Consider the following 14,405-nt stretch of genomic DNA (forward strand, 5'->3'; position numbering starts at 1 on the left):
TTGGATGGAATAATTAATGCACCGAATGCTTCAGTAAAAGAAGGGAATCGTTTTGGTGGATTTGATGTTATAGCTCCTGATGGGCGCGGAGCTACATTCGATCCTCAAGGTAACTTCCGTGGATTTTTGGAACCTTAATTATGAATTTTAAAGATCAATTAAAGATCATAATCACTAGTGATATTGATTATGAAAAATTAATAGCTGAAATTTATTGTAATGATGAGTTCATTGCTCTTTTGCAACAAGAAAATGGCATTAATGATATTAAAGTTGAGTTTTCGTCCAACATTAATGCATTGGATTTTGACTGGCTTCAGAATGCATTAAACGAAGCCAGAAAAAAATTATTAAATCAAGGATAAAAACCCCGGCCCCTAAAAAGGCCGGGATTTTTTTATCCGTCATTCAGCCACAGTGCGTATCAGCAGTTGGCCATGTTCAACGGTGATAACAACCGGTGTATCGGTCCCAAATCTTGCCGCTTCCAACCAGTGGCCCTTGAGGTGCAGGCTGGGGCTGCGGCTGTAATAGCGCGTCATGTCATTGCGGTCGGCGTGACGGCGGCTGACATAGCCGACCTTCCGGCGTCGTAATGCTGGGGGTATGGCGGGTTCTGACTTACAACCGCGTTCAGTAATCTTTTTAGCCTGGTACTTCAGTATCATCCCATCCAGTAACGCCTTGATAATACGGCGCTCTTCTTCGGGCATCCCGCTGACGGCCTCAAACTGCAACGCCAAATCATCAGACGGGCCACGCTCGTGGTCATCAAACACCAGTCCATCCAGCGAGACATGCAACACTTTAGCCAGCCTGATGAGGGCGTCTAAGGNGGGGTGAGCCGACCCCGCCTCGTTGCAAGCACAAGCGCCGGGACTCACCGTCACGCGCGTGTGCCGGTTTTTTGGTCGAGAAAGGCAGAAGAATAGTGTGTGCATGAGAGTGTGCATACGCATCAAGTTATAAGAGCATTTAAAATGGCCTTGGTGAAGAGGCGCACGCGAGCACCGCTGGTGCATCACTCCGATCGAGGTATCCAATACTGCTCTACAAAATATCAGGAATAACATGAACGACATGGCGTCATCTGCTCAATGACGAACGGATATGACTGCTATCAGAATGCATGGGCAGAACGCGGAAATGAGATTTTATAAATGGAATATCTGCTGTTAAACCAAAAGATATCACGCAGGCAAAAAATGGTCAGAGAGTCGGTGAAAATCAACACCACTCGGCGTCCCCATCTGTCGTTAAAATACAAAACGCCCGAGGGAGTTTATTGGGCATTGTAAGGCCGAAAAGTGTCAACCTTATCAGGACATGTCACTTATACATATAATGATGAGTCGATTATTGTTGGGGAAGAACGGGATTTAGTTTTCCAGATGTCAAAATACATGAAAGCGGGGGAGTGTCTTGAAACACACCCCCGCTGGCTTCAAAAAGAACGTTGTTAAACACCGTTCTTTATCGTCGGCTGAAATCTACCGAATTTTGGTGTTGGCTTAGCTGTGCTAAATATAGGGTTTTCTTGACAACCCTATGATGCTTTTTTAAGCGGTGTAAGTGTATGCAACAGTACCTACAGTGTAGGTGTCTGCGGCTACAGTTTGACCAGCAGGCATAACGATTGAGTATTTAACCGTCTCGTTAGCAGCGCTACTCTGTCCGACGATCAAGTAACCATCCTTAGGTACAGCGCTCTCGCCAATTACACCAGTCAATGCCAGAGTGACTTGGTTGGAGCTGTCGTTTTTACCTTTGACAACCGCACTAGGGATGGACATGCCACCCTTTGAAGTGTCGATGTCTGGGCTAAATTTTACCGCATAAGCATGAGCCAGCCCGTCCAATGAACGAATAGAACCGGTAGCGATAGTATCGTCTGCCGAATGTTTTCCGGCGGTCAAGTTACTGGATGCAGTAATCGCATTGGTGATGTTGGTGACATTGGAAAATACCAGATCAGCTGTCGCGCTAATACCGCTACCACTCACGCCAGCGTGAGCCACGCCCAGACCTGCGCCAGCCAGAATTACCGCAGCCAGCATTGTTTTTTTCATCATAGACATAAATTTACCCTTTAAAGTATTTTACTTAGATTAATCACCAGTATTTACTGGTGGGCCATTAGCTTCCGATCGAAATGGAAGCATAATTCCGTCATGCCACACGCATCAGATAGTTCGTACCCCTATTTCAGGGGGGCAGAGCCGTCCCGCTGATATCCAGCCTATAATGGTCAGCTTCAACCCTTTGCTCGCCGTCTGCGATGACGTCAAACACAACCCGATCATCTTTGGTATTCAGAACCATCTCTGAGCTGCCAGGGCTACCCTCGGCGGTAAGTCCTCTCGGCACCAGCCGGATACGCAGCTTATGTGCATCATTCTGCTTCCCGGACAGCACAAAATGGCCTGTCGGGAAGGAGGAAGTCTGAACCTCGCTCCACAACCGGAAGCCGGCGTGGGCTTCATGGCTCACCAGCGTGCCCTGACCGAGACGCATTCCGTCTTTTACTACATGCGCCTGCAGGCCATGCTTCATTCGCAGCCCCAGCCGTGGAGTCTCGTCTGCCTGTACGGGGTAGGTGGTCATTACACCCAGGATGCCCACCAGCAGACAGCCAACCGCTTTGCCTATATCTTTCATCAGCCTTTCTCCGAAAGATTTCCTTATTTTCATCCGTGTAATCATCAATGACAGGCCACCGTCACTGTATACACGCCAGCGGGGCCGACCTTGTCTGGCAGATGGTAATCCGCCCGGCACTGCTGCTCGGCAGAGGCGCCCCATTTTGCCTGTAACTGCCCTGTAGTCGGCAGGCCCGACAGATAGACCAGTCCGCTTTCATCGGCCACGCTGGTGGTGGATAAATTTTTCTCCAGCAGCGTTACCAGCGTTCCGAAAGGCACAGGCCTGCCGTCTGGACGGGTCAGGGTTACCAGTGCTCTTCCCCCGAGGCTGGTGGTAAAGGCGGCCGGGATGACGGCCCCCCCGGTTGGCACCACCGTGACGTCGGTCTGAGTGACTTCGACGTCATTTGGCAGCCATGTTGGATCCAGGCTGACCACGCTCTTCTGATAGGGCTGCTGCCCCCCTAGTACTGCGTACCCTCTGAAATCTGTCTTCACGCCTGTCATACCGCCTACCGGGACTCCGGAAGCGCCTGGCGCTTCCGCCAGAACCACCGTGTCATCCAGCGTTTGACCTGCAACCAGCCCATCGCGGGTAATCAGCAGGCCACCTGACGCATCCAGCTCTGCCTGTCGGTAAGACGGGCTGTAGCTGTAGCTTCCATCAAGCTGTCCGTAGGTCCCTCTCCAACCAAGCTGCAGGGCACTACTATTGTGATCGCCCATGCCGGACTGATGCCACTGCATCACGTTCCAGCTCAGTTGGTGGTCGTACGAATCTCCGCTGAGGCCCAACTGCTCGGTGCTTGATCCGTGAACGGGCGAGGTTATTTGTCCGCTGGCCCGCGTATTGCCACCCATCCAGCGGGATAGCGGCATACTGACTACTGCGCTCACCAGCTGATCGTTACGGCCTCCGCTGCGGTTTTGCGACCAGCTCAGCGACAGGGAAACCCCATGTATACCGACGCTGTAGCTGGCGCTTAATCCTGTTGTGTCCTGCTGACTGCTGCGGTAGCGGTCCTGATAACCCCCCAGGCTAAGGCTTCCGGCGTTACCCAGTGACTGGCTCAAGGTCAGAGCGTTCCGGGATTTTCGTCTATTCGTATTCGACGTTCCGGAGTTTTGGCGATAACTGTCCAAAACATCTGACAGCGCCATATAACCGGATGAGGAATATTGGTAGCTGCTCAGTGCGAGCGTGGTATTCGTTGCGTCTATCAACTTGCTGTAGCGCAGCCGCCTGGTTCCGCCGCCTTCCGCGTTGTGCTCATACAGCTGGCCGCGTTCGCGGGTAGCATCCAGAGAGAGGCTTCCCCATCGTCCCAGCGAGATACCAAGCCCGGCAGACAGTGCCTGATAATGCGTCGCCCCCTGCCAGCCCCCATAAAGGGTCAGATTCCAGGGCAACCCGTACATCACTACGGCCTGTGCTACGTTCGCGCGAGTTACGCCGGCATACGACGAACGGTATTTTCCTGCCATCAGGTTGTAATCCAGATATCCCTTGTGCAGTGCTATCGCCGGCGTCTGATATGGCGCGATAAACACCTGATTGTTGCCGTCCGCCTCAATGACGGTAACCATCAGGTCTCCACCCGAGCCAAAGACCGGCAGGCTTTCCAATTGGAATGGGCCTGGCGCTACCGTGGTTCTGTAAATCGTATAACCTTTCTGACTCACTTCCACACGGGCCTGAGTACGGGCAATGCCGCGTATTATCGGGACAAATGAGCGCATATTTGACGGCACCATGTTTCCATCTGCCCCCAGCATCACCCCGCGGAAGGGGACGCTATCAAACACATCTGAGGGGGTAAAACGCTCCCCCAGCGTCAGGCGACTTTTCATTTTGTAGAGGCCGCGCTCAAGGTATGTGTATGCGCTTTGCCAGCCTCTCGACTGTCCCCGTTTGCTCTCCCAGGTGACGGAATTACGTAGCCGCCAAGGACCCAGATTCGCCCCAGGCTCCAACTGGAGGTAGCCTGACTCGACTCTGTTACCCGTTCCGGCTCTGTTTTCCGAGCGATTGACGCTGGCCTGATAGTTCATCAGGAAAGCGGGCACCCCGTCATCCCACATCTCTTGTGGTGCAATTCCCGTTAACTCTGGGCGCAACGCGATCTGAGGTATGCTCAGTAAAAGCTGCTGTCCGCTGAAGCTGAACTCCGCGCTGGCTCCCGGTATGGCACTGAGTTCTGCGCAGCCGTCTGCCCCCGCTGCTAGTTCTGCATAATCATCTGTTTTGATGCCGTACCGTGAAAGCTGTACCCGATCCAGGCAGGGAGACAGGACATTCTTTCCGGCAGCGTCTTTCTCCAGCCGAAAGGTCACATCGCGTAAATCCACTAACTCTCCGTTTAGGAGTACCCCCACCCGATAGGTACCGGGAAGCTGGCCTCCTTGGTTAAACAGCGCGACATCCTGATCGCTAACGCCCAGGGCAGAGGCGTTAAACTCCCATTTTTCAGCCTGTACAAGTGTTGACTGCAGTGCCAAACATATGCTGATGGCGATAAAACTCGGTGATCTAACCTTCATTATCTAAGGCGCCGGGATCATCTCAGCGGTGCCTGAAAGAGGTGACTTTCGCCACCTTCGTCAGTAATGATTTTCCAACTCACTTGTCCGCCAGCGCCTTCCGGCAGGTGGAAGGTGCGGGAAGCGCGTGGAGCAACATATTCGATGTTTTGTACGGCTTTTCCGCCCACGTAAACGGAAGATAGGTTTATGTAGAACGGAGACGGGTTGGTTACGCTCAGTTGGTGACCTTGTTGGTGCCACTGAAGGGCATCAGCACCGTCCATCGGGCTTCCTTTCACATCAGAGGGACGGGTCATCATTTTGATACACAGGTGCGCGCTAACCTCCACCTGAAGACGTATAGAAGACGGTGCCAGCGATTTGCCATTTTTATCCTGCGCCCATACATCGGTACCCTTTGGGGGAATGCCGCCTACGCAGAACCACTGCAGGGTTTCCTTGTCGTTGTCTATGCTGCCGCCCGTCCTAATGATCCGCAGGCGGCTCTGCTGCTTTGCTTCAAGTCGGGAAAGGGGCGGTGTGACAATAAACGGCGCGGCGGTTTTCTTGTCTTCGTTGTAGACCTTTCCCTGAATCAAAATCGGGTAATCCTGTGGATTAGTCACTGAAATTTCTGCGCCAGCAGAGTTAGGACGGTAAATTAGCCGGTTGGCGCCCAGCTTAATTTCAAAGACTTTTGTCGTGGCGGCTATCGTCTGCCGTTCCTTCGCCCCTTCCGCAGAAGACGATGGAGAAAAAGCTAATAAGGTCGTGCTAATCAGTACACCACCAAGAATGTTTTTACTAAGATAGACAGACTTATCGTTTTCGTTGTTTTTTTGTTTAATAAGATGCGTCTGTTTAATGCTAAATAAAGACATAAGACCTCCTTTGACTCCATCGGGGGATAATAAAATAGGGAAAACTATATATACGGTACCGTTCTGGCTCGTCAGAGGATCTCGAATATAATTAAGTTGGCTATCCATCGATTCAAAACTATTATCCAAAATCCAGACACGCTCATGCCACCACCAGGAAACGCTAAGTCGGTGGAGTCAATATCATTCAAATAGTGAAAGGTAACTAATAAATCATCACCCCCTTTCTTCAAAACAACAATCTTGCCCAAAGGAATATTTGGATAAAAATTACGTTGTTGTTGTCACGAATTGGGAATCTCCCCCCGTGTTCTGAAGAATGTGATTGAAATAATTATTTTCACCTATGCTTATCTCAGGTATATATCCCAAATGAAAGTGTTCAGTTTTTTTATATGTAATGAAATCTTCATATCTAATGTCGTGCTTCCCATTAGGGCGTTCCAGTAAATCTCGCAGTTCGGCACTTTCAAGAAAATCAGAGAATCACTTACATTACTGTTTGATAATTTATCCCCTAATCAAGTCCTGAGGTGGATTATATTCCACACCCTATGGGGGGGAGGGATCAGAATATCTAAACACTCACTGCTTTCCACTAAAAGAGCAGTATTCCCTCACGCTCCTCTATATTGTAACCCCCTCACGCCGACTAATAATACATGCTTATTAATAATTGACAACAGTGAGCAACTATTTTGTCTTGATAGATTTAATGAATCAAAAAATATATGTTTGATCGCTAAATCCGATCAGGTTAAGTGTTATAATTGTTGCATAAGATATTGATATTTATGGATTGTTGTAATAATTCGGCCGGTGATAAAACGTCGGCTCGGTCCTATAAAAATTAAGAGGATGGGGTATTTCAAAAATAGGTTTATGCACTTTGTTTGGATTTCATTGATAAAACAAAAATAAAATAAGAAATTAACAATAAATTCACAGTGCGAGGGGTGTTTGTTACTGATAATTAGGTCGTTAAGCTGGCTAAATGTTCTAGTCGTAAATGTTAAGCGATGGATGGGGGCGTCCACGTGATTCTGAACTTATTGGGTAATTCGAAACCGTCATTTTGTTGTAAAGATACCCATTCCACCGCTTCGCTCCGGCTTTCGGCCTATTCGGTCAGCGCCGGGAGGTAAATCCACGGTACTTGATACCTGTTGAATATATCCTATAAGCGGTCGAGTTAGCCCGTTGCTACAACTTTTGCATGTTGGGGACTCTAATTGCCCTGGATATAGCTAAAACCGCATGATGGAAAATTCGGCATCTTGATGAATGAACGTCTGGCCTGCGTATTGAAAATACCCGGGCGTATTTAACAGACTCTCCAAATTCCCGATTCTCTTCACCATCCAGCCGCCTCCGATATCCTTCAGGACGATGATGATGGGATGTTTTGTAAATAAGCGATAAGCATAGCGAACTCACCAGAGGGCATAATCAGTCTGTCGCAAGATTTCGGAACTGATGCCGCTATTATGTATTGGGATGATTGCAATACGATTGCGGGGAATGTCTTTAGACATTCCCCGCAGGCTGTGAAAAGAACAGTGTTGTTAACCGTTCTCTATCGCTGGCTGAAACCTACCGAATTTTGGTGTTGGCTTAGTCGCGCTGATGATAGGTTTTTTTGATTACCCTAACGATATTTTTATGAGGTATAGGTGTATGCAACAGTCCCTACAGTATAAGTATCTGCGGCTACAGTTTGACCTGCAGGCATAACGATTGAGTATTTAACCGTCTCGTTAGCCGTGCTACCCAGTCCAACGATCAAGTAACCGTCCTTAGGCATGGCACTGCTGTCGCTCGCTACGCCATTCAGTACCAGCGTCACTTTGTTTGCGCTGTCGTTTTTACCACTTACAACCGCACTAGGCATGGATGTACCGCCCGTTGAGGTATCGATGTCTGGGCTAAATCTAACCGCATAAGCATGAGCCAGACCATCTATTGAACGAATCAAACCGGTAGCAATAACATTATTATCTGCACTTTTTCTGGCGGTTAAGCCAGTGGGCGCCGTAATCGCATTTGAGACATTGGTGGCATTGGAAAATACCAGGTCAGCTGTCGCGTTAATACCGCTGCCATTCACGCCGGCTTGAGCCACCCCCATGCCTGCGCCAGCCAGAATGACCGTAGCCAGCATTGTTTTTTTCATCATAGACATAAATTTACCTTTTAAAGTACTTCACTTAGATTAATCACCAGTGTGTTACTGGTGGGCTATTAGCTTCCCGTCGAAATGGAAGCATAATGCTGTCATGCCACACGCATTAGATTGTTCGTATCCGTATTTCAGGGGAGTGGTGCCGTCCCGCTGATATCCAGCCTATCGTGGTGAGCTTTAACTCTTTGCTCGCCGTCCGCGAGGACGTCAAACGTAATCCGGTCATCTCTGATATTCAGCACCCTCTCTGAGCCTGCGAGGTCTGCGTGGCGCATTAGTGTGATTTGGTCGAGACTTATGCCGTGTGCCGTTCCTGCGTCCCTTCCTCAGGCGACGAAGTAAAAAGCTAATAGTGTCGTGTTAAACAATCTACTTCATAGAAAGTTTTCACTGAAATATAGAAAATTATCGTTGTCGTTATAGATTTGTTTAGTTAATCACGTCTGTTTAACGCTGAGTAAAGACATGAGAAATTCTTTAACTGCATCGGGAGAATAATAAAATAGGAAAAACTGAATATACGCTACAGGTGGATCTCGCCTGAATTTTTTAAAAACGAGCCAGGAAACTTCATCGGTTAAAATCACAAATAAAAAATCATGACACGATTTTCTCCATCATCAGAGGAATTTTATTTTTGGCTTGATAAGTGCTCGTGTTATTTAGGCGTGTTTTATNATATCTATCCGGTTTTTGTGACCGTGAGTGAAATGATGATATTCACATGCCTATATAACGCAGAGCAAGACCATCAACTCGGTTTAATTAATGTTGCGGGTGCCATTATGATTAACAAGGGCGAGCAATCACAAAAAACAATTCATTTAATGGATTAAATGATTCATTGGTGAGGGATATCATCAGTGATTATGAGTTCGTGCTTTAATATGTTGATTTATAAGGGGTTTTAGTTTATTTTTGCGAGGGGTAGGCCTTGTCATAAAGAACATAATGGGGGGGCGGAATTTAAAAACAAGGCTGTGCACTTTATTTTTCTTTCACTTGTTAAGAAAAACATATAGCGAAAAAATGGCTCGTAAGGGAAGGGTGAAATAAAAAACTCGTTCTGTTTCCTGGGTTTGACTCCCTATTTAAATACATATCGTAATAATATAAACGTCGTATATGTTATATGATTACTCTCTAGAGATAATAAGATATTGAATTAACTTTAGAAGCCCTCAAACCCCGCTACGTAGCTAATTTAGCCACGCTAACCAACCATCGCCGCACTGATGCTTCATCTGAAGAGGATAAAGCAGAAAGCAGACCAGATTCTGCAGATTGGACCACTGACTTGCTTAGCATGAGCGTTCTCTGCCCTGAATCGGTTAGTTCAATGACCTGAATTCTGCCGTGTTCTTTATGTGGGTGCCGGCGGATCATTCCCGCACGCTCCAGATTTCCGACAATGACACTCATTGTCTGTGGAGTCAGCAGCGATAAACGGGACAGATCGGCACCAGAGATACCCGGATAGGCTTCGAGCATCGTCATCACTGAGAACTGAGGCAGGGTCAAACCCGTTTCTTTTAGAGCTTTTTCCATTCTGATTTTGTGTACGGCATGAGCCTGTCGCAGTAGGTAGCCTATATGGCCTTTCTCACCCCGCTTTCCTTCCCCCAGCTCAGGAATCGACATATCGTGCGATCTTGACTTGTGCATAATATAAGAACTCATATATTGTTGTTCGAGTTCTTATATTATCAGACGAGAGAAATCATGACACCTCATCGTCAGCATCGAAGTGACGGGTCCTCTTGTGAGCTGGCAGCTCCAGACGTCGTCGCCGTTCCAGGAATGCTGGGTAGAGCTATCGACAACGCCGGCCTAGATAAATGACTTACTGGATGGATTAAACGTCGTATTTCTCAACTCAATGGTTGTGAATGTTGTATTCAGTTTCATTCAGTATGACGCGCGAGGCGGGACTGGTTTTTATCAAAATCGAATGGGTTACAGCCTGGCACGATGCCGACATTTATTCTGAACGTGAACGCGCTGCTATACAGTTCACTCCCCCGATCCCTAAGCAAAATAATCAGCAGAGGAAACAAGAATGTCTACTCAACGCGTTTCAACCTTTCGGCACATTGTTTCTGAGTCAGATGTTCGGGCCAGCTTTCGGCTGATAAAGCAACTTAGGCCGCATCTGAGTTCGGAAGATGAGTTCTGGCTTCGTTGGCAACGTCAGACCGGAGAGGGCTATATTCTGGATGGCTTGTTCATTGACGATGTACTTGTGGCCCTGGCTGGCTACCGCATACAGGAAAATCTTGTGCATGGACGTTTTTTTTATGTAGAGGATTTGGTGACCTCAGAAGAGCAACGTAGTTGTGGATATGGTGAAAGCATGATGTCGTATCTGAGCGAGCTGGCTCGTTCCTCAGGCTGCGGTAAGCTGGTGCTAGACACACCGCTATCGAACAGCCTTGGTCACCGGTTTTACTTTCGGTGCGGACTGTTGGCAACATCTTTGCGTTTCAATATTCCGGTTGAGTCATGAACCTCAATGAATTAGGTGTCGTGGTGGGTTGCTCTGTATTCCCCCTCAAGGCACTGAACTCATTGGTATTGCCGCATCGTGCAAAGGGCCTGTATTGACAAATCCCCGATAAGAACGCACAGAAACGCTTCTTCTCTTCTATTATGAAGAGTACGTTTTCTTGCCCACGAACAATGGACATAGCGCTAAGCAAGGCCCTGGTTTACACATTGTTCCGGGCTGAGCCAGCCACAGGCATCATGGCGACGCGGGAGATCGCCGACACGCTCAATACAGGTTAAAACGCCATCGTTCGCTTCCAACCCGAGGAAAACGAAACCAACCCCATCCAGGTACCAGGAAAGTGCTCTCATCGCTGGCGCAAATAACCGCGCAGTGACACAACAGCCTGACATGGATCGTGCTATCTACCAGCGCTTTAGTATGAATAAGCACACTGTTCTTATTTTTCAGTGAATTTGCCTATGGCGGCGAGGAACCACGAAAACACCAGCGACCTGTTACGACAATACCTTTCCCAAGGGAACGAGCGTGATAGGTTTACCCTCAGTATGAACTGAATGATATTGCTTTCAAATTGAACGAAAGTTTAACAAACTCCTTTCTATACAAATGGTTATGTCTAATTACCGGGTGCTGAATTGCAATGACCGCCTAAATTCACAGTAGCCGGATTTTGGGCCGAGGTCAGATTGTTTGTCACCATGTCATGGTTAATAAATTGTTTCTTATCCCTTAAAAGGAGAGGGGTAATCAATTAAAATAAAATCAATCTTGTAGGAAGCAATGTGTGTATCAATTATATTCGAAAACTTTGTTTTTCTATTGTTATGTGATGATTGGACAGTAAGATTACAGGGACACCATGCTGCAATTAAAAAACCTTAAATTTATTATTTATTTTTCACGTATAGCTCTTGCGGCGACTTTTCTTTCAGTTGTGGCGGATCGATTCGGATTTTGGGGAAATGCTGGGGAGCTTGGGGTTTCGTGGGGGAATATGAATAAATTCTTCCTTCATGTGAGTTTATTGGCCCCATGGGCCCCAGCGGCATTTATCCCCGTAGTTGGATGGGTGGTTAATATATTGGAGTTTGTATTAGGGATAGCGCTGCTACTTGGTATTAAGCCCAAGATGACTGCTTTAGCGACGGCAGGGTTATTTTTGATTTTTGCTATCAGTATGGCGGCTTTTCAGAGTGTAAAGTTAATGCTGAATTTTAGCGTATTACCCTGTTCAGCCTGCGCAGCGTTACTCTATTTCCTGGGCGAGATAAAGTCTAAAACCGATGTGCCGTAAATTTATATAAGTAATCAAACACGCATTCTATTTCTATTCATTTGTATAACTAACGCTGGAGTATTGTTATGTCAAGCTTACGTCTCCCTTACTATGAACTATCTGCGGAGCTATTACAGGGCTTTCGGCTGGTAAAGCAGGAGCTGGAAAATAGCTCCCTGGGATTGCCCTTGGTTGAACTAATCTATTTACGTATTTCTCAGATTAACGGCTGCTCGTTTTGCCTGAATATGCATACCAAAGCACTGCGCGAGAAAGGCGAAACCGATCGCCGTCTGGCTGAATTGGCGGGCTGGCGTGTTAGTTCACAGTTTACCTTGCGTGAAAAAGCGGCACTGGAATGGGCCGAGGCGCTAACTTACGTCACGGAAACACACGCTGACGATGAAGCTTATCTGCCATTAAAAGAATATTATACGGATAAAGAGATCTCAGATTTAACTTACGCTATTGCATTAATGAATGGTATGAACCGTTTGGCGGTTGGTATGCGTCAATAATACCGGATAAAAAAAGAAATATTTCATATCATTTAAAACCAACCGTCATTAAATAGTCATTGCGGTAATACTACCGCGATGACTATTTGTTCTGAATGGAGTGTGCGCTATATGAATTACCTGAAGAAAAAGAAAGTATGGGAAGATTTATTTAGTGACAAGGAATTAGGTGCGGGAAACTTTTTGTTTAAATCTTATGCTGCCTATAATGGTGGTGATGAAAGTTTTCTGTTTTTAGAAAAACCTTTTACGGGCGCGGATGGTTCTGTTTATAACGAGCTTTCTCTAAATACACTGTATCAATTGGTTAAGAATCTAGCCGCATGGTATCGCCAGCAAGGGGTTTTATCTGGTCAGCATATTTGTCTTTTTCTGGGTGATGGAATACCCTCGTTTCTCCATTTTTTGGCATTAAATAGCCTTGGGTGTATTCCTGTTTTAATTAATGGGCATATGCGGGCTGATATTGCAGAAGTATATGTAAAACGCAATAATTTTGATATTTTGGTATATGACCGGGAAACAGAGTCACGTTGGGAACTTAATGGGGAAAATAGTCCATTAAATAAAATAACGACATTACGAGCCGTATTTAGCCGTTCTTTGCCAGTCCCCCTGGCACCGCTTGAAGCTGGATGGCCAGCGGTGATGAATGACGACACTATCGTTATGATTTGCCACAGTTCTGGAACGACTGGAATCCCAAAAGCAGTCCTGTTTGGCCATGCGCAGTTCTTCAATGGTAAGAGGGAACGCCTGCGTGGCTTCATGGCGCGTGAGGACGATCGGCTGGTGACCGCGATGCCGCCTACTCATGCAGCAGGAATCAGTTATTTGATGACGGCGACGATGCTACAACTCCCGACGCTGGCACTGGCGACCCAAACGGGGGCATCGGTGGCAAAGAGTGTCGCGGATTTCGATGCCACTATCGTTACAGCTTTCTCGCAAACTTATGCCTCTTTTGCTGGCTTAGACCTACCCGATGCATATCTGAAAAGCGTACAGCGTTACTACAACACCGGTGATACGGCCCACGAGGCACATATTCGGGCGCTGCTGCGTTTGTCTCCAGAAGGGCGTTTTACCGACATGTTCGGTGCTTCAGAGTTGGGGATGTCCCAATTTTTCAATGTATCAACAGCGAAGCATGTTGGCAGCAAACGCCGGGTGGGGACCCCAGCCGATTATGCGCATTGCGATATTCTCACGCCGCAGGGGGAATGCCTGCCTGACGGAGAACCGGGCTATCTAGGCGTGCGTTCGCCAACGGTAACTCCGGGCTATTATGGTCAGCCGCACCTGACTTCCCTCACTACGCTAAATGGTTACTGGCTGACTGGTGATATCGGCCTGCGTCTGCAAAACGGTGAATATGTCCATTTAGATCGAATCGTCGATGCCATCCCAACGCCGATGGGCATTCAGGCTTATACGTTATTGCTCGAAGAGCACCTATTGCAGCATGAGGCGTTGCTGGATGTCAGTGTTGTGGGTATTTCTCGCGGGCCTACGCGAGAAGAAGCGGTGCTGGTACTGGTACAACATCAGCCGGGCACAGCGGTTAGCGCAGATGAAATTCTGGCACTGGCATTGGAGTGCTATCCCTTCCTGGGCCGCAGTAACCTCCCTGATTACACGCTATGTGTCGGGGTTCTCGCTAATGGCGCTTCACTGCCGACTGGTTCTACGGGAAAAGTGCTCAAGCGCGAAATTCGAGACAACTTCTGGACTTGGCAACGTGATTTTGACGAGGGTGCCCGCGGCATACTCAAAGATGTACGCTGGAATCATTTTGTAACGCGTCAGTCCATGAATCGGACTGAGCCCGTATCTCTCCTTGACTATCTGAGTGCCTAAGGACGAGGTCA

Annotated in this window: 13 protein-coding genes and 2 pseudogenes; 7 read left to right on the forward strand and 8 right to left on the reverse strand. The window is 47.7% G+C overall.

The features are described 5' to 3' along the window. Positions 1–138, forward strand: a complete 138-nt coding sequence (locus tag RZ35_RS18045) for a hypothetical protein (protein WP_162174218.1) — start codon at positions 1–3, stop codon at positions 136–138. A gap of 2 nt (positions 139–140) precedes the next feature. Beyond that, on the forward strand, positions 141–365 hold the full coding sequence (locus tag RZ35_RS04590) for a hypothetical protein (protein ID WP_026742241.1): 225 nt from the start codon (positions 141–143) through the stop codon (positions 363–365). Between the two features lie 39 nt (positions 366–404). Here RZ35_RS04590 and RZ35_RS18505 read toward each other — a convergent pair whose 3' ends face one another. Continuing rightward, positions 405–542 carry a SymE family type I addiction module toxin gene (locus RZ35_RS18505; protein WP_327062220.1) on the reverse strand — a complete coding sequence of 46 codons (138 nt, stop codon included), beginning with the start codon at positions 540–542 and terminating at the stop codon, positions 405–407. A gap of 84 nt (positions 543–626) precedes the next feature. Continuing rightward, positions 627–857: pseudogene (locus RZ35_RS18510) on the reverse strand (RstR family transcriptional repressor); the annotation flags it as partial. A gap of 78 nt (positions 858–935) precedes the next feature. Between RZ35_RS18510 and RZ35_RS18255 the strand changes: the two are divergent. Continuing rightward, positions 936–1,298: pseudogene (locus RZ35_RS18255) on the forward strand (transposase); the annotation flags it as partial. Positions 1,299–1,559: 261 nt separating this feature from the next. Here RZ35_RS18255 and RZ35_RS04605 read toward each other — a convergent pair. The 6 genes from RZ35_RS04605 to RZ35_RS04635 form a co-directional block, all read right to left on the reverse strand. Next, complete coding sequence (locus RZ35_RS04605; protein WP_026742243.1) at positions 1,560–2,078, reverse strand: hypothetical protein; 519 nt, start codon at positions 2,076–2,078, stop codon at positions 1,560–1,562. 127 nt (positions 2,079–2,205) lie between these two features. Then, the gene (gene afaD, locus RZ35_RS04610; RefSeq protein WP_157755368.1) at positions 2,206–2,658 is read right to left on the reverse strand and encodes an AfaD family invasin; all 453 of its coding nucleotides are present in this window, start codon (positions 2,656–2,658) and stop codon (positions 2,206–2,208) included. A 44-nt stretch (positions 2,659–2,702) separates the two neighbouring features. Continuing rightward, positions 2,703–5,183 (reverse strand): fimbria/pilus outer membrane usher protein, encoded by a 2,481-nt coding sequence (locus tag RZ35_RS04615; RefSeq protein ID WP_026742245.1) that lies wholly within the window; start codon positions 5,181–5,183, stop codon positions 2,703–2,705. A gap of 17 nt (positions 5,184–5,200) precedes the next feature. Then, positions 5,201–6,046 carry a fimbria/pilus periplasmic chaperone gene (locus tag RZ35_RS04620; RefSeq protein ID WP_081825696.1) on the reverse strand — a complete coding sequence of 282 codons (846 nt, stop codon included), beginning with the start codon at positions 6,044–6,046 and terminating at the stop codon, positions 5,201–5,203. A gap of 1,660 nt (positions 6,047–7,706) precedes the next feature. Next, positions 7,707–8,228: a hypothetical protein gene (locus RZ35_RS04625; RefSeq protein WP_026742247.1), complete on the reverse strand. Its 522-nt coding sequence runs from the start codon at positions 8,226–8,228 to the stop codon at positions 7,707–7,709. Positions 8,229–9,419: 1,191 nt separating this feature from the next. After that, positions 9,420–9,869, reverse strand: a complete 450-nt coding sequence (locus tag RZ35_RS04635; RefSeq protein WP_235195079.1) for a MarR family winged helix-turn-helix transcriptional regulator — start codon at positions 9,867–9,869, stop codon at positions 9,420–9,422. Positions 9,870–10,287: 418 nt separating this feature from the next. Between RZ35_RS04635 and RZ35_RS17155 the strand changes: the two genes are divergently transcribed. The 4 genes from RZ35_RS17155 (at position 10,288) to RZ35_RS04655 (ending at position 14,394) form a co-directional block, all read left to right on the forward strand. Next, positions 10,288–10,734, forward strand: a complete 447-nt coding sequence (locus RZ35_RS17155) for a GNAT family N-acetyltransferase (protein ID WP_071999755.1) — start codon at positions 10,288–10,290, stop codon at positions 10,732–10,734. An 865-nt stretch (positions 10,735–11,599) separates the two neighbouring features. Beyond that, positions 11,600–12,034, forward strand: a complete 435-nt coding sequence (locus RZ35_RS04645) for a hypothetical protein (RefSeq protein ID WP_026742251.1) — start codon at positions 11,600–11,602, stop codon at positions 12,032–12,034. 68 nt (positions 12,035–12,102) lie between these two features. After that, positions 12,103–12,534 carry a carboxymuconolactone decarboxylase family protein gene (locus RZ35_RS04650; protein WP_026742252.1) on the forward strand — a complete coding sequence of 144 codons (432 nt, stop codon included), beginning with the start codon at positions 12,103–12,105 and terminating at the stop codon, positions 12,532–12,534. Positions 12,535–12,645: 111 nt separating this feature from the next. Then, positions 12,646–14,394, forward strand: coding sequence for a class I adenylate-forming enzyme family protein (locus RZ35_RS04655; protein WP_026742253.1), 1,749 nt, complete (start codon positions 12,646–12,648; stop codon positions 14,392–14,394). The last annotated feature ends 11 nt before the right edge of the window (positions 14,395–14,405 follow it).

Source organism: Lonsdalea quercina subsp. quercina, assembly GCF_000688655.1.
GTDB lineage: Bacteria > Pseudomonadota > Gammaproteobacteria > Enterobacterales > Enterobacteriaceae > Lonsdalea > Lonsdalea quercina.